Source organism: Roseateles agri (assembly GCF_034043675.1).
Taxonomy (GTDB): domain Bacteria; phylum Pseudomonadota; class Gammaproteobacteria; order Burkholderiales; family Burkholderiaceae_C; genus KK5.
The window spans coordinates 748,430-766,545 of record NZ_JAXCLA010000001.1; the positions used below are offsets into that span (position 1 = coordinate 748,430).

Below are 18,116 nucleotides of genomic sequence, written 5' to 3' on the forward strand. Positions count from 1 at the left end.
CCGCTCAACGCTGACGCTTAGCCGACCGCGCCATCCCGACTGGCGCGGGTCGGACGATGCAACGAAGAAGACACCGGCGGCTCGTCGTCCTCGCATGATTCCGACGGCGTCCTTTCAGCTACGCAACCCGCTGGCTGAGACGGCATGAGGATGACAGCCCTCCGGCTGCAAACATTCACATCTCCAGCCACGAGCTTTCCTTTGCGGAAGCGACAACCCAGCAGGTCACGCAAGGACGGATCCTCGGACCACATACGTACCGGATCGCCTTCGACCACCTCCACCAGCCATCCGAGCGTGACCGGCTCGCCCTTGGTCGTGAGGAAGACAGCCTGACAACCGGTGTATTCGGGATCAATGCTTCCGCTTCGCGGGAAGACTTGGAGGAACACGCCGTGGCCCGCTGCCTCGCCGGCCTCCTGTGGCGGTTTGGTCTGTGAACAATTCAGTCCCAATGGACGCGAAACCGCTTGATTGCTTGCGCAGCCAGCCGCTATCAGGAGGGGTAATGCGAGCGACAGCACCAGGAATCGCGATGGCATGAGCTTCATCCGATCTAGAGCGCTCAAGTTCAGAGTACGGGAACGCGTCCAGTGGTGCAGAGGACTACTTCGTGGGCACCTTGGGAATGACCACGGGGTCATATCTCTTGCTGGCTTCGCCGACAGGCATCAAGGGCCCGAGACTGAGCAACGCCACCCGAATCTGCCCCTTCATGGCAGGTACTCGCGCCTCAGCAAGCGCAATGTCTTCCTCGTGCCGGTCAACAACGACAGGCATGGCATTCGACGCAGAGCGCGCACCGAAGAGCATCCCATGCCCGAGAACAAGCTTTGCGTGGAGATTCCCAAGGTACAAGACCTCACCCCGCTTGACTTCGAATTGAAGGGGCTCGACCGGGGCGGAGATCCGTGCGCCGGCACTCGCGACTTGCCACCCGTCGATTGTGTGAGAGCCCGGCTCCAATTCAAGGACGTAGAGATGCCCCCTCCTGTCACGAAAATCGCTCTTCACGGGGATACTCAGATTGTCTTGAATGGACTTCATTACAACGCGACCTGGATACCGGGACTCGTCGAGATAGAAGATCGCGTTGGCCCCGTTTCCTGCGCCTTGATCGTGCGAAACAGAAATGAGGACGATGGCCTTCTGCCCGATATCAGATGCGCTTGCATTGGGGCTGACCGGCGTGCCAGAGCATGCACCCAAGAGAGTAGTCAGAAAGAGTCCGATCCATTGGATAGCGATTCGAGACATTTGATGGAAGTACATTGATGGAATGGCGGCATGGAGTCAGACGCAGTCAGCGTCCCTCTGTCGTGCGGGTAGCGCCGACTCTCACGAGGTCATGCGCCCGATTATGGGTAACAGACTGCCAGATGAGCCTGCGGACTTGCCCTTGTCACCTTTCGGTGGAAAGACTAATCCATCCCGCACCCGGCCGCCGCAGCACTGGTAAGCGGCAATACGCTTGCGATCGAACTCCCCCCGTTCTGGGGACAGGTAATTCCCGCCACGAACTCGATGGATTCGATGAGAACATGTCCCACGTGAACAGGCACTGCTATCAATCGTGGTGCTCGGGCGCAGATCCATCATTCAAACAATCGACCAATCAGGGGAACTCATGACGCAAAGGATCATTCCTACATGGCTTGTTGCTGCAAGTACAGCCGTCCTGATGGGCACAGTCGGTCTATCGGCGCAAGCCCAGGAGATTCGCTATGACTTCACGGCTCTTTCCTCATTTGAGATCGGCGATCCACCGCTCTCGTACACAGGGTCGTTTTCAATCACCTTACCGGGTGTGCCGACGGGATGGCCTCACTACGACGCGAGCCAGACATCCGGTTGTTCCGTCCAGCCATCAGTGGGCCCGGCAACGTCGTGCGCGTTCGTCGAGTTCACTCAGACGACCGTTCCCGCACTGCACGACACAATCTTTTTCGGCGTCGACCCCAGTCGGAGCTTGGCCTACTATTTTCCGAGCGGCGCCTTCTCGACGCCGGGAACCTACGACACAGTTGAGTTCGGTGCAAGCCAGGCGGGGCGTCTGGTTGTGACCGCGGTCCCTGAACCTGCCACATGGCTGGCGATGCTGCTGGGTCTGTGTGTTGTCGGTGGCTTGGCAGTTCACCGACGCAGGCTCCGATCCTAATGCCCAGTGCTTTTGAGGGTCGGTCCCCGCGGCCTGCTTAGTGCCAGCCCAGCGCCGCCGGCAAGCACCCCGTTAGAGCCGCACAACGCCGGCACTGGCCGCTTCGGATATCACCAAGACCCGCACAGGCTTGTCGTAGACAATACTTTTCGCGCGCAGCGCGAACAGCAGCGTCGCCGCGGCAGTCGGAGTCAGCTCCCGCACCATCAGCAGCGTGGCCCGGCGCGGCCGGAACTTCTCAGCGGGACCTAGCGCACTATCCCTCCACCAACCGCAATCCCAGGGGTCGCCAGGCCGGGCAACGCGCCCCGCCACGGATTCCCGCAACAGGATCCGCAAGCGCCACGCCCAGCCGCGCCAGCGACCGAGGCGTGCCAACTCATGGCTGCCATCCAGCACACAAGCGACACCATCCAGCCCGGCATGCGGCGCGATACTGGCCACGCGCAGCGGCTCGGTCAGCGTCGGGAAGGCTCCGCCTTCGCACCACGCTCGCAGCGATGCAAGAAGCGCGGCGTCCACCGGCGCGCGAAAGTCCGGTGGCTCCATCAAAGCATCATCGAAGCGACGCGGCCGTCGCATCCCCATCACCCTCTGAACTCCCGCCGCACCATCAGCTTCAGGCCAGACCACACGTCCGACACCGCGCAGACCTTGATGTCCACGAAGCCCAACGGCAGGGCCACTTCGCGGATCACGTCCTCGGTGATCGTCGTCGGCACCTTGGCTGCCTTCTTGGGCCAGGAGACCCACAGTGGCACGTCCTCGCGCAAGGTGCTGCGCAGTTCGGCGAGCCGCGCCGTCAGGTCCACGCGCTCGGTGGCGAAGAGGTGCATCAGATCGGTCTCGGCGCTGCCCTTGGCGCGCTTGACGAGCACGCCGTCCGGCAGCGCGGTGCCGAGCAGCGTGCGGTAGTCGCCGACCGGCAGGCCTTGCACGTGCACGCGCATCGCGGGCTTGGTGATGCCGAGTTTCTTGGGCAGAGGCGTTCCGGAGTAGCCGGGAGTCATCGGTCGCATCCCTTCGCGGTCAAGGCGGGCGGGTCCACTGTAAGCGACCGCGATCGCTGCGCCAGAATGGCGGCGTCACCAAGGAGCGTGCCCGTGTACATCCCCGCCCATTTCGACGAGTCCCGCCCCGAGGCCCTGCATGCGCTGATCAACGAGGCGCCGCTGGGCACGTTGATCACGCACGGCCCGCAGGGCCTGGACGCGAACCACATCCCGTTCGAGCTGGCGGCGGCCGAGGGCGAGTTCGGCACCCTGCGTGCCCACGTGGCGCGGGCCAATCCGGTCTGGCAGCAGCTGACCGATGGCGACGAGGTGCTGGTCGTCTTCCGCGGCGGTGACGCCTACATCTCGCCGAGCTGGTACCCGAGCAAGCACGAGCAGCACCGCCAGGTGCCCACCTGGAACTACCGCGTCGTCCACGCGCATGGCCGCATCGCGGTGCGCGACGACGAACGCTTCGTCCGCGGCCTCGTCGCGCGCTTGACACGCACCCACGAGGCCGCGCTGCCGACACCGTGGAAGATGACCGACAGCGCCCCGGAGTACATCGACACGCTGCTGAAGGCGATCATCGGCATCGAGATTCGCATCACCCGCCTGGTCGGCAAGTTCAAGCTGAGCCAGAACAAGGAGGTGCGCGACATCCACGGGGCCGCCGAGCAGTTGAAGGCCCGGGGCGAGGATGTGATCGGCGACGCGATGTCTGCATTGCTTGTTCCGGGCCGCGCTTCTTGAGCCGCAAGTCCGATACCCACGAATCGATGGCGCTCGCTCAGACGAGCGGATCGATGGGAGAGGCAGGCGTCCCGCGAGCCTCGATTGCCTTGCCGGCCAGGAGGCACAGATCTTCCCTGTAGTGACTGGCGACAATCTGCACGCCGACAGGTACCGAGCCGACAAGATTGGTGGATACAGCCAGGCCCGGCAGGCCGAGGGCCGGCGGCGCTCTCATGGGAAGCTGAGCTCGCCATACGCGCTCGAATCCTGCCTGTCCCTGCAGATCGAGCCCGTCCGGGAAAGGCAATTCACCAGAGACCGGCAGGAGCAGTACCGGATACTCGGTGAAGAACAGCCGCCATGCCCGTTGCACGGTGGTGCGCAACACCAAGGCGCGGCTGACGACATCGCCGGGCAGCGCCTCGGCCATGCCCCTGACCGCGTTGACCACGGCGAGTGCGGCTGCATCGCCGTCGCGCTGAGCGGCATTGACCAGGTTCGCGAAGCCGTCGCCAAGCCACAGGTGCATCTGCACGTCAGCCGCCTCTCGCATCATCGGCACATCGTCGATCTCCGTCACGGTCCACCCGGCATCGGAGAGGCGTCGTGCCGCATCCAGCATGGCCGCCTCGACGTGCTCGTCTATCTCCATGCCCCCGGGGCGCAGACACATCGCCGCGACCCGTGGCGTCTCGGGCCCTTCGAGGGGCACGGGTACCCACCAGGGATCGCGCAGATCGGGCGCCGCCATGGCCGCGAGGCCGACCCGGAGGTCGTCGATCGTTCGGGCCATCAGTCCCGTGGACGACATCATCTGGGGGCCGATGGGCCGCTCGGGAGAGGAGGCGTTGTAGGCCGGAACCCGCCCGAGTGTGGGCCGCAAACCGTGGATGCCGCAGGCGTAGGCCGGATAGCGCAGTGATCCGCCGATGTCCGTACCTACGGCGAGCTGCCCGATGCCGGCGGTAACGGCGGCGGCACCACCGCCCGACGAGCCGCCAGGGGTCAGCGCGGAACTGCGCGGATTGCGGGTCGCGCCGTCGAGCGAGTTGCTCGTGAACCAACGCAGCGCGAAAGTCGGCGCGTTGCTACGCCCCAGGAGCACCGCACCCGCACGTACCAGGTTCTCGACTGCGGGACTGTTCACCTTGGCGATGAAGTCCCTTTGAAGGTGTGTCCCGTTCGTCGTCGGAAAGCCCGCCATGTCGACGTTGATCTTGACCGTCACCGGAACGCCAGCCAACGGCCCCACATCCTCGCCACGGCCGATCCGGCGATCCACCTCGTCTGCCTGTGCGAGCACCTGTTCGGGTCGATGCGCCACCACCGCGTTGATCCGCGGATTGACCTCGTCCAGCCTCTTCAGCGCATCCACAGCGGCTTCCCGGGCGGAGACCTTGCGAAGCCGCACCCACTGCGCAAGCTCGGTCGCGGGAAGCCGCCAGAGTTCAACATCTCTTTTCATTTCAATGCTCCCGCAATTCAGCGCCACAGGTTCGAGCGTGCGAGCTCGATCACCTCGTCGGTGCGGCCGTTCATCACGGCCCGAAGCATGTAGAGCGAAAAGCCCTTGGCCATCTCAAGCGTGATGGCAGGAGGCATCGCAAGCTCGCTCCGGTTCACGACCACATCGACAAGGACGGGGCCGTCGTGTGCCAACGCTTCCGCGATGCCTCGGTCCACCTCGTCGGGATGCTCAAGCCGGATTCCGCGCACGCCGACGGCCTCCGCCATCGCCGCAAAGGACGGGTTCTTCAGTTCCGTACCGACGTTGAGCGTGCCGGTCGACTTCTGCTCCAGCTCGATGAATCCCAGGGCCGAATTGTTGAAGACGACCACCTTCACCGGCAGTCCCAGCTGGGCGAGGCTCAGGAAGTCACCCATCAGCATCGTGAACCCGCCATCGCCTGAAAGCGAGATCACCTGCCTGCGAGGAAATGCGGCCTGCGCGCCGATGGCGTGTGGCATCGCGTTCGCCATCGACCCGTGCCAGAACGAGCCGATCAAGCGGCGCTTGCCGTTCATGGCGAGATATCGAGAGGCCCACACGGTCGGCAGGCCGACGTCGCAGGTGAAGACCGCATCATCGGCGGCCTGGTCGCTGAGCGCCTTGGCAATCTGCTGCGGATGGATGCCCCGTCGACCCGGCGCAGCCAGATCGTCGAGACTCTTGCGAGTCTTCCGGTAATGCTCGCGTGCCCGCGCCAGGTGGGCCGCGTCGGGATTCTGCTGAAGCAGCGGCAGCAAGGCCTCCAGCGTCGCCCGGACGTCTCCCACGATTCCGAGGTCGACCGGTGCACGACGTCCGATGTGCGCCGCTCTGATGTCGACCTGGGCGATGCGCACACCCGCCTCGCGGGGGTAGAACTGCCGGTAGGGGAAATCGGTCCCCAGCATCAGCAGGACATCGCAATCGAGCATGGCGTAGTAACCCGACGAGAAGCCGATCAAGCCGGTCATGCCGACGTCGTAGGGGTTGTCCCATTCGACGTGCTCCTTGCCCCGGAGCGCATGCACCACGGGCGCATTCAATCGCTCGCAGACAGCGATCAGTTGATCGTGGGCACCCTGGCATCCGGAGCCGCACAGCACCGTGATCCGCCGACCGCTGTTCAACATCTCCGCGAGCTTGACCAACTCGCTTCCGGCGGGCGTCACCAAGGGCGGTGCCGGCAGCAGACTCTCCTTCTTCGCTACCGGTGCATCGGTAGCCGGAAGAAGCGCGACATTGCCCGGGATCGTCACGACAGACACCCCGCGCTTGCTCACCGCCTCGCGTATCGCGATCTCCAGGGTCCGAGGCATCTGGTCGGGGTCGGAGACCAATTCGCAGTAGTGACTGCACTCCTGGAAGAGCGTCTGCGGATGAGTCTCCTGGAAATAGCCTGTGCCGATTTCCGGTGAAGGAATATGAGCGGCGATGGCGAGCACCGGCACGCCTGATCGATGGCAATCGAACAGCCCATTGATCAGATGCAGGTTGCCCGGCCCGCAGCTTCCGGCGCAGACGGCGAGCGATCCCGTCAGGTGCGCTTCCGCGCCGGCGGCAAAGGCGGCCACCTCCTCGTGCCTGACGGGCACCCATTCGATGTCGCCTCGGCGGCGCACGGCATCGGTCAACCCGTTCAGGCTGTCGCCGACAACGCCGAAGATGCGCTTGACGCCAGCGGCCCGAAGTGTGTCCACGAACTGATCCGCGACGGTTCTTGTCATCGTGTGCTCCTCTTGAATTGGATCCGGCGCCTCACAGCGCGACAACGCACTCAATCTCGACCAGCGCCCCGCCAGCGAGCGCCGCCACGCCGACCGTGCCGCGTGCGGGGTAAGGCTTCTGGAAGTACTCCGACATGAGGCTGTTGAGGAGCGCGGAATGGGCCAGGTCGGTCAGGTAGACATTGACCTTCACGACGTCGTCGAAGGTCGCGCCGGCTGCCGTGACGACCGCGCGGAGGTTCTCGAAGACCTGCCGGATCTGCGGCTCGGCATCGCCGTCGACCATCTTGTTGGTCCGCGGATCCAATGGGAGTTGGCCCGATAGCCAGATCGTGTTGCCGGCTCGAACCGCCTGGGAGTAGATGCCGATGGCGGCCGGTGCATCGGGTGTCGATACGATTTGCTTGTGCATGGGGTGTCCTTTGATTGCTCCGATGTGGAGACAGATGGGTCGCTGAAAGGGTTCTGCGGACGAGCCGGCAGGCGGGAGGTCAACGAACGAGGTATCGGGACCGACGCTGGCGGCGCGAGCGCCATGCCAGCAGTCCCGCCTGGATGACGAAGAATCCGCCGCCTCCGGTCGCATAGACCGACAGCACGGCCAGGGACGGCATGGGCCCGGTGGCCTGGATGCAGTACGTGATGCCGACGAGAAAGGACAGGCCACCGGAGACGAGCATCGGCCACTGTCGACCGAACTCCTCGCCACGCCTGCGAATGCCCAGCGCGAACTGCGCCGCACCGGCGATGGCCGCCCAGGCGCCGAAGACGGCGAGCACGGCGGCGGGGCCGTAGGCTGCGACTGAGCCCGTGGCGATCGCCGCAAGAGTGCTCAGCGTTGCGTTGAAGGCGGTGATGCGGCGCTCCGCATCGCGCTGCAGCGCGCGGTAGTCGACCAGCGACGAGATCGCGTCGATCAGCGGATAGATCACGAGCAATGCCGTCGCCGCGGCGCCCAAGCTCGCGTGCACCGGAGCGAAGGCGGCTGCCCACAACAGCGCGAGCAGGCCGCGGCACAGATAGAGCTTCGACAGGGAGGTGCGATTCGCCGGCGACGAGGGCGTGGAGATCGCGTAGATGGATGGGTTCGTGCGGATCATGGTTGTCCTTCAGAGGGGTGGACGTATGACACCAGGATCGACAGGGCCTCACCATTGGATGTAGGTTTGTCCAACCCCTACCAAGGTTTGGGCGGGAGCGGCGTTCGCTCCAACGGACCGGCCAGAAATCCGCCAGGGCCCCGCTTCCGATCCCGCTTGCGCTCAAGCGCACTTGAGCTTGCACAATGCCGGCCCATGTCCAGCGCTTCCACCACGCCCCTCGCCCCGTCCCCGAACATCCGCCACCCGCAGTGGGTCGTCGCCGCCGTCTGTGCACTGTCGATGATGAGCACCATCGGCGTGTCGATGGCCTACCCCATCCTCGCGCCGATCTTCGTCGGCGGTGCGGCCGACGGCTTCACACGCTTCGCCGGGCTGGACCCGCGGCTGCTGATGGGCGTGGCTCTGGCGGCGAATCCGCTGGGCATCCTGATCGGCAGCCTGTTCATCGGCCCGCTGTCGGACCGTTACGGCCGCCGCGCGCTGCTCACCTTCACGCTGACGGCCTGCTTCGTCGGCAACCTGATCACGGCCTTCGCGCTGCATGAGCGCTGGTATCTGCTCTTCATCGCCGCCCGCTTCGCCACCGGCCTGACCGAGGGCAACACCGCCGTCGCCCGCGCGCTGCTGGCCGACCTGGGCGAGCAGGGCGTGGACCGCACCAAGGCCTTCGCCTCGCTCAATGCCTGCCTCTACATGGGCTGGCTGCTCGGGCCGCTGGTCGGCGGGCTGACCTTGCCGCTGGGCGAGCCGGTGCCCTTCGTGCTGGCGGCGCTGGCGATGCTGCCCTGCCAGCTGGTGCTGCAGCTCGCGCTGCCGCGCCAGGCGCCCCGCCCCTCGGAACCCTTGCATCTGTTGAAGGCGATGCGCGAGCAGCAGGCGCTCGGGCTGCTGGCCAAGGACCGGCGCCTGGTGCCGCTGTTCCTGCTGCAACTGTCCTATACGCTGGGCATCAACGCGCTGTACGAGTTCTCGCCGCTGTGGCTGCTGGAGAAGCTGGGGCTCAGCAGCGTCGGCATCGCCTGGGTGACGGCCGCCCAGTGCGCGGCCATGACCTTGGCCAGCCTCGCCGCGGGCCGCTTCTCGCGCGGCAAGCCGCGGCTCGCCGGCGCGGCACGGGCCGCCCTGCTGGCCTCGGTCTGCATCATCGCGCTGGCACTCGCGCCGGGCTGGCTGGGCGTGCTGTGCATCATCGGCGCCGGGGCCTCGCAGTCGCTCTACAACGCGGTGCTGCCGGCCTGGATGTCCGAACGATTCGCCGAGCACGGCCAGGGCCGCGTGATGGGCCTGCTGACGACGACCTTCTGCATCGCCAACGTGCTGATCGCGCTGGTCGGCAGCGCGCTGGCGCTGCTGTCGGTGCGAGCGGTGATGGGCGTCGGCGGCATCGCCTGCCTGTTGTCGGCCTGGATGCTGCTGCGCCATGCGCGGCGCGCCGGTTGAAGGCATCATCGGCAGCCTGACATCCACCCTTCGCACAACTCATGAAACGCAGCCTGCTTCTTGCCCTCGCCGCGGCGGCAACCGCCCTCGCCGCTCATGCCGAAACCCTGCGCATCGGCGTGATCACCTCGGCCAGCGGCCCGACCGCCGCGGTGGGCATTCCGCAGCGCAACAGCGCCGCGCTGCTGCCGAAGAAGATCGGCGCGCTGGACGTGGAGTACACGGTCTACGACGACGCCTCCGACTCCACGCAGACCGTCACCCTGGTGAAGAAGCTGCTGAGCGAACAGAAGGTCGACGCGATCATCGGCCCCTCGGGCTCGCCGAACGCGATGGCGGCGCTGCAGTTCGTCGCCGAGGCGAGGACGCCGCTGCTGGCGCCGGTGGGCACGACGGCGGTGGTGCTGCCGATGGACGAGCAGAAGAAGTGGGTCTTCAAGACCACGCAGAACGACAGCCTGATCTGCGAGGCGCTGGTCGCCCACATGGTCAGGAAGGGCATCAAGACCGTGGCCTTCATCGGCTTCGGCGATGCCTACGGCGAATCCTGGCACCGCGTGTTCGTGCCGATGATCGAGAAGGCCGGTATCCGCCTCGTGGCCGACGAGCGCTACCAGCGCACCGACCAGAGCGTGCTGGGCCAGGCCACGAAGATCCTCGCCGCGCGGCCGGACGCCGTGCTGGTCGGCGCCGCCGGCGGCCCGACGGTGCTGCCGCAGACGACGCTGGTGGAGCACGGCTACAAGGGTCAGGTCTACCAGACTCACGGCGCGGCCACGCCGGACTTCGTGCGCCTGGGCGGCAAGGCGGTCGACGGCGCGGTGATGGCGGCCAGCCTGATGCTGGTGCTCGGCGAAGTACCGGACGACAACCCGTCGAAGAAGCTGGCGCAGGACTACATCGCCGCCTACGAGAAGCTCTACGGCAGCAGGCCCGCCACCTTCGGCGCCAACGTCTACGACGCCGGCCTGCTGCTGCAGCGCGCCGTGCCCGAGGCGGCGAAGAAGGCACAACCCGGCACCGAGGCCTTCCGCGTCGCGCTGCGCGATGCGCTGGAGGGCCTGCGCGAGGTCGTGGGCACGCAGGGCGTGTACACGATGACGCCGGCCGATCACTCCGGCTTCGACAAGCGCGGGCGCGAGCTGATGCAGTTGCAGGGCGGCACCTGGCGGCGGATCAACCAATAGGGTCCGTATTCGCCCGGGTTATGCCGGGCGTCCGGAAAGCGATTGGCTGGGCCCAGCATCGGCCCTTACCGTCGCCGCTGAACTTCCGGTAGCGACATGAAGAAGATGACCTGGGCCGGCGCCGCCGCTGCCCTCCTGCTTTCGGCCTGCGCGCAGGCGCCGCTGGGCTCGGCCGGCGCCAGCCGCGAATTCGTCTCGGCGAACGAGGACAGCCGCGTGCTGTTCCTCGTCATCCACTACACCGAGGAGAGCTGGGACGACTCGCTGCGCGTGCTCACCCATGCCGAGCCGCCCTACGGCAAGGTCAGCGCGCACTACCTGGTGCGCGAGGAGCCGGCCAAGGTCTACCAGCTGGTGGACGAGAACCGCCGCGCCTGGCAGGCCGGCACCAGCTACTGGCAGGGCACGCAGAACCTGAACTCGGCCTCGATCGGCATCGAGATCGTCAACCCCGGCGACAAGGACCTGAAGACCGGCCAGCGCAACGGCCAGTACCAGCCCTATGCGCCGGCCCAGGTCGACGCCGTGGTGGCGCTGGTCAAGGACATCGTGGCGCGCCACCACATCCGGCCGGACCGCGTGATCGGCCATGAGGACATCGCCCCCGACCGCCGCCGCGACCCCGGCCCGGCTTTCCCCTGGCACCGGCTCTACGAGGCCGGCGTGATCGGCTGGCCGGACCCGGCCCAGGTGGCCCAGCGCCAGGCCGGCTACGCGGCCGCCCTGCCCGACATCGCCTGGGCCCAGCAGCGCCTGGCGCACATCGGCTACATCGTGCCCGCCACCGGCCAGCTCGACGAGCACACGCGCAACGTCATCTCGGCCTTCCAGATGAAGTACCGCAACAGCAATTACGACGGCCAGCTCGATGCCGAGACCGCCGCGCTGATCGACGTGGCCGCCAGCGAGGGCGGCATGTTGATGAAGGACGGAAAGCCTAGCGTCCGCTGACCTGCCGGATGCCTTCGGCGAAGCGCGGCCAAAGCGGCTCGGGCAGGTCGTGGCCCATGCCGGGCACGCGATCCAGCGTGGCGCCGCGGATGCGCCGCGCGAGGTCGTCGCCGTGCGCCACCGGCACCAGCGGATCGGCCTCGCCGTGGATCACCCGCGTCGGCACCGCGATGCCGCCCAGGCGTTCCGCGCGGCTCGCACCGTCGGCACCCACCGCGACCAGCTGCCGCGCCGTGCCGCGGTTGGCGAAGCCGCCGCGGCGGATCGAGGCCTCGATCTGTGCGCGCAGCTGCGGCTCGGGCGTCGGATAGCCAGGGCTGCCGATCAGCCGGAACAGCTTGACGTAGTAGGCGGCGACGCTGTCCACCTGCTTGGGATCGGACGGCTTGCTCATCATCGCGGCACCGACCTTGATCGATGGCTGCGGCAGGCCGCGCGCGCCGGAGCTGGTCATCATCAGCGTCAGGCTCTTCACGAGGGCCGGATGATCCAGGGCCAGGTGTTGCGCGATCATGCCGCCCATCGACGCGCCGCAGACGTGCGCGCTCGATATGCCCAGCGCCTGCAGCACGCCGGCCGCGTCGTTCGCCATGTCGGCCAGCGTGTACGGCGCCTGCACCGGCAGGTGCAGCAGGTGCTGGAACGCGGCCATGCCCACGTTGGGCCGGCCCAGGTGGTCGAAGCGCTGGCTGAGACCCATGTCGCGGTTGTCGAAGCGGATCACGCGGAAGCCGGCGCGCACCAGTTGCTGCACGAAGCCCTCGGGCCAGGCGATCAGCTGCATGCCCAGACCCATGATCAGCAACAGCGGCTCGCCGGAGACCGGGCCGTGGTCTTCGACTTCGAGCGTGATGCCGTTGGCGGAGATCTGCATGTCAGTGCGGGGCGATGTCGATGTACTGCCAGAAATCGCTGGCGAACTTCGGGCGGCGGTAGCCGATGACCCAAGGGTAGGCCATGTCGCCAATGATGCGGTGCACGTGCACTTTCATCGGCGCGAACGCGGCCTGGATGCGCTGGGCCTCGCGGAACAGCGCGTCGCGCTCCGGCCCATCGGGCAGGGACTGCATGCGGCGGTAGATCTCGTCGTAGCGCGGGTGCTGGAAGTCGCCGTAGTTGGCCGTGTGCACGGCCGGACCGTAGAGCAGCTGCAGGAAGTACTGGCCGTCCGGGTTATCGGCCGTGTTCGCCAGGAACCACATCATCAGCTTGTTGGCCTCGGCGGACTTCAGGTTCTCCGGCCACTTGGCGGGCGCGAAGGCGGTGCGCAGGTGGACGCGCTGCATATTGATCTGGAACAGCTCGTCATAGCTGCGGGACAGCGAGTCCGGCTGCGTGGCCCAGACCAGCACCAGCGGCGAGCCGTCGGGCATCTCGCGCCAGCCGTCGCCGTCGCGGTCCTTGTAGCCGTACAGGTCCAGCAGCGCGTTGGCGCGTGCCGGATCGAAGTCGCTCATCTCGCTCTTGTAGGCCGGGTCGTAGCCGCTGGTCGCCGGCGGGATGTCCGACTGCGCGGGGATCGCCTGGCCGCGTCGCAGCAGGCGGATCTCGCGCTCGATGTCCCAGGCCAGCGAGATCGCACGGCGCAGCGCGACCTTCGCGGGTTCCATGCCGCCGACGATCGGATCGTCCATGTTGAAGTAGGTGTAGCCCAGGTCCGAGGCCGGCACGCGGAACAGCTGGATGCCGCGCTTGGCCAGGTTGGGCGCCACCTTGTTGTTGGGCATGGCGATATTGACGAACTCGGGCGGCACGCGGAACAGCAGGTCCTGCTGCCCGTTCACGAAGGCCAGCCAGCGCGGCTGAGACTCCTCGATGATCGTGATCTCCACGCGGTCGATCATCGGGATGCGCCGGCCTTTGAGGCGCGCGGCGATCGCCTGGCCCTCGGCGTCGTCCGGCGCCGGTTCCGCGTCATAGTGGCGCTCGCGATAGCCGGGGTTGCGCTCCAGCACGATCTGCGAGCTGCGGCGCCAGGACTTGAGCATGAACGGCCCCGTGCCGACCGGGTGGGCCATGATGTCGTCGCCATAGGCCTCGACGACCTCGCGCGCCACCGCGCCGTACAGGTCGCTGCCGCTCAGCACGATCTGCGGCAGTCGCGGCCGGCTCTCGGCCGTGCGGATCTGCAGCGTGTAGCGGTCCAGCGCGCGCAGGCCTTCGAGCGGCGTGTCGTAGTCGAAGGGCTTCTTGCCCTTCAGCGCGGCCTCGCGGCGTTCGTCGAGGCCGAGGATCGACTGGTCCGACAGCAGCGCCCAGGCCGGCGCATTCAGCGCGGGGTCGGCCAGGCGTTCGAGGCTGTAGACGTAGTCCTGCGCGGTCAGCTCGCGGCGATGGCCCTTGAAGGCCGGGTCGTCGGCAAAGTAGATGCCGGGGCGCAGCTTGATCGTGAAGGTCTTGAACTCGGCATCCGCCTGCGGCATCGCCTCGGCGGTCAGCGGCTTCATCTTGACCGGCCGGGCCAGCGGGTCGTAGCAGTAGGGCGACTCGAAGATGTGGGCGGTGACGGCGCGCGAGTATTCGTCGCTGATTTTCGCCGGATCGAAGCCGGTCTCGGCGATCAGGAAGGCGTAGCGCAGCACCTTCTCGGCGTGGGCCGGCAGGGCCATGCCCAGGGTGAGCAGCAGCGCAAGGAACAGACGTTTCATGCAGCGACGATATCCACGTATTGCCACCAGTCCTGCCAGAACAGCGGCCGGCGGAAGCCGATGACCTCGGGCATGGCCATGTCGGTGATGATGCGATGACCACGCGGCTTCAGCGGCGCCCAGGCGGCCTGGATGCGCTTGGCCTCGCGGAACAGCGCAGCACGCTCGGGGCCGTCGGGCATCGACTGCATCTGCTGGTAGATGTGGTCGTAGCGGGCGTTGGCGAAGCGGGGGAAATTGAAGGTGCCGGCGGCCGGGCCGTAGAGCAGTTGCATCGCGCCGATGGAGTCGGGCTGCGAGGCGGAGAAGTTGACGTCCCAGGTCATGAAATTGCCCGCCTGCGCGGCCTTCAGGTTCTGCGGCCACTGCGCCACCGTGAGCTGCAGCCGGATGCCCAGCGCGCGCATGCTGCGATCCCAGACCTCGTCGACCTGGCGCGACTGGCCGTCGGACTGCGTGCGGCGCTCCAGCACCAGCGGGCTGCCGTCGGGCTGCTCGCGCCAGCCGTCGCCGTCGCGGTCCAGGTAGCCGTAGAGGTCCAGCAGAGCCTTCGCGCGGGCGGGGTCGTAGTCGCCCACCTCGGACTTATAGGCCGGGTCGTAGCCACTGGTGTGCGGCTGCACCTGCGATTGCGCGACGATGCCCTGCCCGCGCCGCACGTCCTGCAGCTCGCGCGGCACGTCCAGGCCCAGGCCGATCGCCCGTCGCAGCGCCACCTTGGCCGGCTCCAGCCCGCCGACGACCGGGTCGTTCAGGTTGAACAGGGTCAGCATCACGTCCGGCGCCAAGGTGCGGAAGCCCTGGATGCCGCGCTTGGCCAGGTTGGGCGCGAGCTTGCCGTGCGGCATCGCCTGGCTGATGTAGTCCTCCGGCACGCGCTCGACGAAGTTCTGCTCGCCGCCGAGGAAGGCCAGCCAGCGCGGCTGCGGCTCCTCGATGATGACGACCTCCACCTGGTCGATCATCGGCAGGCGCCGGCCCTTGAAGCGGGCGAGCAAGGCCTGACCCTCGGCATCGTCGGCTGCCGGCTGGGCCTCGTAGTAGCGCTCGCGATAGGCGGGGTTGCGCTCGAAGACGATCTGCGAGCTGCGCCGCCAGCTCTTCAGCTTGAAGGGACCGGTGCCGACCGGGTGCTCGCCGAGCCTGTCGCCGTAGAACTCGACCACCTCGCGCGCCACCGCGCCGTACAGGTCGCTGCCGGCCAGGATCAGCTGGATCAGGCGCGGGCGCGACTCCTCGGTCTTGAACTGCAAGGTGTAGCGGTCCAGCGCACGCAGGCCTTCCAGCGGCGCGGCGTAGTCGAACGGCTTCTTGTCCTTGAGCGCGCGCTGGCGCTGCGCGTTCAGGCCGATGAGGCCGGCGTCCTCGTACTGCACCCAGGCCTGGGCCTTGTTGGCCGGGTCGGCGTAGCGCTGCGCGCTGTAGACGAAGTCCTGCGCCACCAGCTCGCGCGGCTTGCCGCCGAAGGCCGGGTCGTCGGCGAAGAAGATGCCGGGCTTGATGCGGATCGTCCAGGTGCGGAAGTCATCGCTGACCTCGGGCATGGCCTCGGCGATCAGCGGCACGATCTTGGCGGGCCGGGCCAGCGGGTCGTAGGTGTAGAGCGATTCGTAGATGTGCGCGGTGAGGATGCGCGAGTAGAGGTCGCTCAGCTGCGGTGGATCGAAGCCCGTCTCGGCCACGCGGAAGGCGTAGCGCAGCACCTTGGATGACGGGGCCTCGGCCGCGCGGGTGCCGATGCCGGCCAGCGCGGCTGGCAGCGCCAGCAGTTCACGTCGCCGCAAGCTCATCATGATGCGTTCGCCTTCGCCAGCAGGTCGGTGTCGATGTCCACGTACTGCCAGAAGTCACGCAGGAACAGGTTGCGCTGCGCGCCGATGACCCAGGGCTGCGTCATGTCGGTGTAGACGCGATGCACGTGGCCTTTCAGCGGCATGTAGGCCACCATCAGGCGCTGCATCTGGCCGATGATCTGCTGGCGCTCGGGGCCGTCGGGCAGGTGCTGCTGCTTCAGGTAGAGCGCGTTGTAGGCCGGCAGGTCGAAGCGCGAGTGATTGGCCTGGCCCTTGTTCGGCCCGAAGCCGAGCGAGAGGAAGTCCTCGGCATCGGGCACCGAGGCGTTCCAGCTCACGCCCCACATCATCAACTTGCCGGCGCGCGATGTCTTCAGGTTCTCCGGCCACTGGGCGATGCGGAACTTGATGCGGATCTTCAGCGCATCCATGCTCTTCTGCCACAGCTCGGCGAGCTGGCGGCTCTGGCCATCGGGCTGGGTGGCGTACTCGATCACCAGCGGGCTGCCGTCGGGCTGATCGCGCCAGCCGTCGCCATCGCGGTCCACGTAGCCGTACAGGTCCAGCAGCGCCGCGGCGCGGCCACGGTCGAACTCGTTCATCTCCGACTTGAAGGCCGCATCGAAACCGGCCGTGCCCGGCGCCACCATGCTTTGCGCCGGCACCGCCTGGCCGCGGCGCACGAGGCGGACCTCCTGCGCGTTGTCATAGGCCAGCGAGATCGCTCGGCGCAGCGCGACCTTGGCCGGCTCGAAGCCGCCGACGACCGGGTTCTCCATCGCGAAGTAGGAGGACACGAAATCGGCACGCGCGTAGCGGTCCATGCGGATGCCGCGCTTGGCGAGATTGGGCGCGAGCTGGTTGTGCGGCATCGCGATGGCCGTGAAGTCCGCCGGCACTTCCTCGATCATGTCGGCTTCGCCGCTCAGGAAGGCCAGCCAGCGCGGCTGCGACTCCTCGATGATCGAGATCTCCACGCGGTCCACCAGCGGCAGACGCTTGCCCTTCAGCCGTGCGGCCTCGGCGATGAGCCGCGGATCGGCATCGGCCGGCGGCTGCTCGTCGTAGAAGACCTCGCGAAAGCCCGGGTTCTTCTCCAGCACGATGCGCGAGCTGCGGCGCCACGCACCCAGCCTCCAGGCGCCGGTGCCGACCGGGTGCTGCATGATGTTCGCGCCGTAGTGCTCGACCACCTCGCGCGCCACCGCGCCGAGCATCGGATCGGCCAGCCAGTAGAGGAAGCGCGGGTTGCCGGCCTCGGTGCGGATGCGCAGCGTGTAGCGGTCGGCCAGCGTCAGTCCCTCGACCGCACGCTCGTAGTCGAAGGGCTTGCCGCTCTTCATCGCCTCGCGCCGCAACTCGGGCAGGCCCGGAATGCCGGCGGCCTCCAACACGTAGAGATTGCCGCTCTTGTTGACCGGGTCGTAGTGGCGCTTGATCGCGTAGGCATAGTCGGCCGCGGTCAGCTCGCGCCGCTTGCCGCCGAAGGCCGCATCGTCGGCGAAGTAGATGCCCGGCTTTACGCGCAGGGTCCAGGTCTTGTAGTCGGCCGAGACCTCGGGCATCGCGCTCAAGGTGTTGGGCTTGAGCTGGTACGGGCGCGCGAGATAGGCGTACTTCAGCGGCGCATCGAAGATGCCGGCCGTCAACGTGCGCGAATACAGGTCGGAGACCTGGGCCGGATCGAAGCCGGTCTCGGCGATGCGGAAGGCATAGCGCAACACCTTGGTGCCATCTGCGGCCGCCTGCGCAAACACGGTGCTCGAAAGCACCATCAGCAGGCCCAGCAAGGCGCGACGCAACAACATCCAGTACCTCGATTCTTGCGAAGCCGCCGAGTCTAGTGGCTGCCACCCTCCGGGGCCATGCACGGCAACCCTGGGCAAACATGAATGA

The 18,116-nt window shown here is 67.0% G+C and carries 17 protein-coding genes; 5 read left to right on the plus strand and 12 right to left on the minus strand.

Annotated elements, in window-relative coordinates:
• Positions 1-17: 17 nt before the first annotated feature.
• Positions 18-542: a hypothetical protein gene (locus SNE35_RS03305; protein ID WP_320421405.1), complete on the minus strand. Its 525-nt coding sequence runs from the start codon at positions 540-542 to the stop codon at positions 18-20.
• Positions 543-606: 64 nt separating this feature from the next.
• The gene (locus tag SNE35_RS03310) at positions 607-1,272 is read right to left on the minus strand and encodes a hypothetical protein (RefSeq protein WP_320421406.1); all 666 of its coding nucleotides are present in this window, start codon (positions 1,270-1,272) and stop codon (positions 607-609) included.
• A 409-nt stretch (positions 1,273-1,681) separates the two neighbouring features.
• Here SNE35_RS03310 and SNE35_RS32075 point away from each other — a divergent pair, with 409 nt between their 5' ends.
• Positions 1,682-2,158 carry a PEP-CTERM sorting domain-containing protein gene (locus SNE35_RS32075; protein WP_431312706.1) on the plus strand — a complete coding sequence of 159 codons (477 nt, stop codon included), beginning with the start codon at positions 1,682-1,684 and terminating at the stop codon, positions 2,156-2,158.
• Between the two features lie 72 nt (positions 2,159-2,230).
• On the opposite strand, the gene SNE35_RS03315 is transcribed toward SNE35_RS32075, so the two are convergent.
• Together SNE35_RS03315 and SNE35_RS03320 are read right to left on the minus strand one after the other, a co-directional pair.
• Positions 2,231-2,707, minus strand: a complete 477-nt coding sequence (locus SNE35_RS03315) for a hypothetical protein (protein ID WP_320421407.1) — start codon at positions 2,705-2,707, stop codon at positions 2,231-2,233.
• 38 nt (positions 2,708-2,745) lie between these two features.
• Complete coding sequence (locus SNE35_RS03320; RefSeq protein ID WP_320421408.1) at positions 2,746-3,168, minus strand: DUF3052 domain-containing protein; 423 nt, start codon at positions 3,166-3,168, stop codon at positions 2,746-2,748.
• Between the two features lie 93 nt (positions 3,169-3,261).
• Between SNE35_RS03320 and SNE35_RS03325 the strand changes: the two genes are divergently transcribed.
• The gene (locus tag SNE35_RS03325; RefSeq protein ID WP_320421409.1) at positions 3,262-3,903 is read left to right on the plus strand and encodes an FMN-binding negative transcriptional regulator; all 642 of its coding nucleotides are present in this window, start codon (positions 3,262-3,264) and stop codon (positions 3,901-3,903) included.
• Between the two features lie 37 nt (positions 3,904-3,940).
• On the opposite strand, the gene SNE35_RS03330 is transcribed toward SNE35_RS03325, so the two are convergent.
• From SNE35_RS03330 to SNE35_RS03345, 4 genes are all read right to left on the minus strand, one after another.
• Positions 3,941-5,350 (minus strand): amidase family protein, encoded by a 1,410-nt coding sequence (locus SNE35_RS03330; RefSeq protein WP_320421410.1) that lies wholly within the window; start codon positions 5,348-5,350, stop codon positions 3,941-3,943.
• A 17-nt stretch (positions 5,351-5,367) separates the two neighbouring features.
• Entirely contained in the window at positions 5,368-7,098 is a 1,731-nt protein-coding gene (poxB, locus tag SNE35_RS03335) for a ubiquinone-dependent pyruvate dehydrogenase (protein WP_320421411.1), read from the minus strand.
• Between the two features lie 31 nt (positions 7,099-7,129).
• A complete protein-coding gene (locus SNE35_RS03340) occupies positions 7,130-7,510 on the minus strand; it encodes a RidA family protein (protein WP_320421413.1) in 381 nt (126 codons plus the stop codon).
• Positions 7,511-7,589: 79 nt separating this feature from the next.
• Positions 7,590-8,198 (minus strand): DUF308 domain-containing protein, encoded by a 609-nt coding sequence (locus SNE35_RS03345; RefSeq protein ID WP_320421414.1) that lies wholly within the window; start codon positions 8,196-8,198, stop codon positions 7,590-7,592.
• A 195-nt stretch (positions 8,199-8,393) separates the two neighbouring features.
• On the opposite strand from SNE35_RS03345, the gene SNE35_RS03350 reads away from it, so the two are divergent.
• The 3 genes from SNE35_RS03350 (at position 8,394) to SNE35_RS03360 (ending at position 11,779) form a co-directional block, all read left to right on the plus strand.
• The gene (locus SNE35_RS03350; RefSeq protein WP_320421415.1) at positions 8,394-9,641 is read left to right on the plus strand and encodes an MFS transporter; all 1,248 of its coding nucleotides are present in this window, start codon (positions 8,394-8,396) and stop codon (positions 9,639-9,641) included.
• Positions 9,642-9,682: 41 nt separating this feature from the next.
• Positions 9,683-10,828, plus strand: a complete 1,146-nt coding sequence (locus SNE35_RS03355; RefSeq protein ID WP_320421416.1) for an ABC transporter substrate-binding protein — start codon at positions 9,683-9,685, stop codon at positions 10,826-10,828.
• Positions 10,829-10,924: 96 nt separating this feature from the next.
• Entirely contained in the window at positions 10,925-11,779 is an 855-nt protein-coding gene (locus tag SNE35_RS03360) for an N-acetylmuramoyl-L-alanine amidase (protein WP_320421417.1), read from the plus strand.
• Here the strand turns inward: SNE35_RS03360 and SNE35_RS03365 are convergent.
• The 4 genes from SNE35_RS03365 to SNE35_RS03380 are packed head-to-tail and all read right to left on the minus strand — an operon-like array spanning position 11,766 to position 18,028.
• Positions 11,766-12,653, minus strand: coding sequence for an alpha/beta fold hydrolase (locus SNE35_RS03365; RefSeq protein ID WP_320421418.1), 888 nt, complete (start codon positions 12,651-12,653; stop codon positions 11,766-11,768). The genes SNE35_RS03360 and SNE35_RS03365 overlap by 14 nt on opposite strands.
• A 1-nt stretch (position 12,654) precedes the next feature.
• The gene (locus SNE35_RS03370; protein ID WP_320421419.1) at positions 12,655-14,427 is read right to left on the minus strand and encodes an ABC transporter substrate-binding protein; all 1,773 of its coding nucleotides are present in this window, start codon (positions 14,425-14,427) and stop codon (positions 12,655-12,657) included.
• On the minus strand, positions 14,424-16,220 hold the full coding sequence (locus SNE35_RS03375) for an ABC transporter substrate-binding protein (protein WP_320421420.1): 1,797 nt from the start codon (positions 16,218-16,220) through the stop codon (positions 14,424-14,426). The genes SNE35_RS03370 and SNE35_RS03375 overlap by 4 nt, the downstream gene beginning before the upstream one ends.
• Positions 16,217-18,028 (minus strand): ABC transporter substrate-binding protein, encoded by a 1,812-nt coding sequence (locus tag SNE35_RS03380; RefSeq protein WP_320421421.1) that lies wholly within the window; start codon positions 18,026-18,028, stop codon positions 16,217-16,219. The genes SNE35_RS03375 and SNE35_RS03380 overlap by 4 nt, the downstream gene beginning before the upstream one ends.
• Between the last annotated feature and the right edge of the window lie 88 nt (positions 18,029-18,116).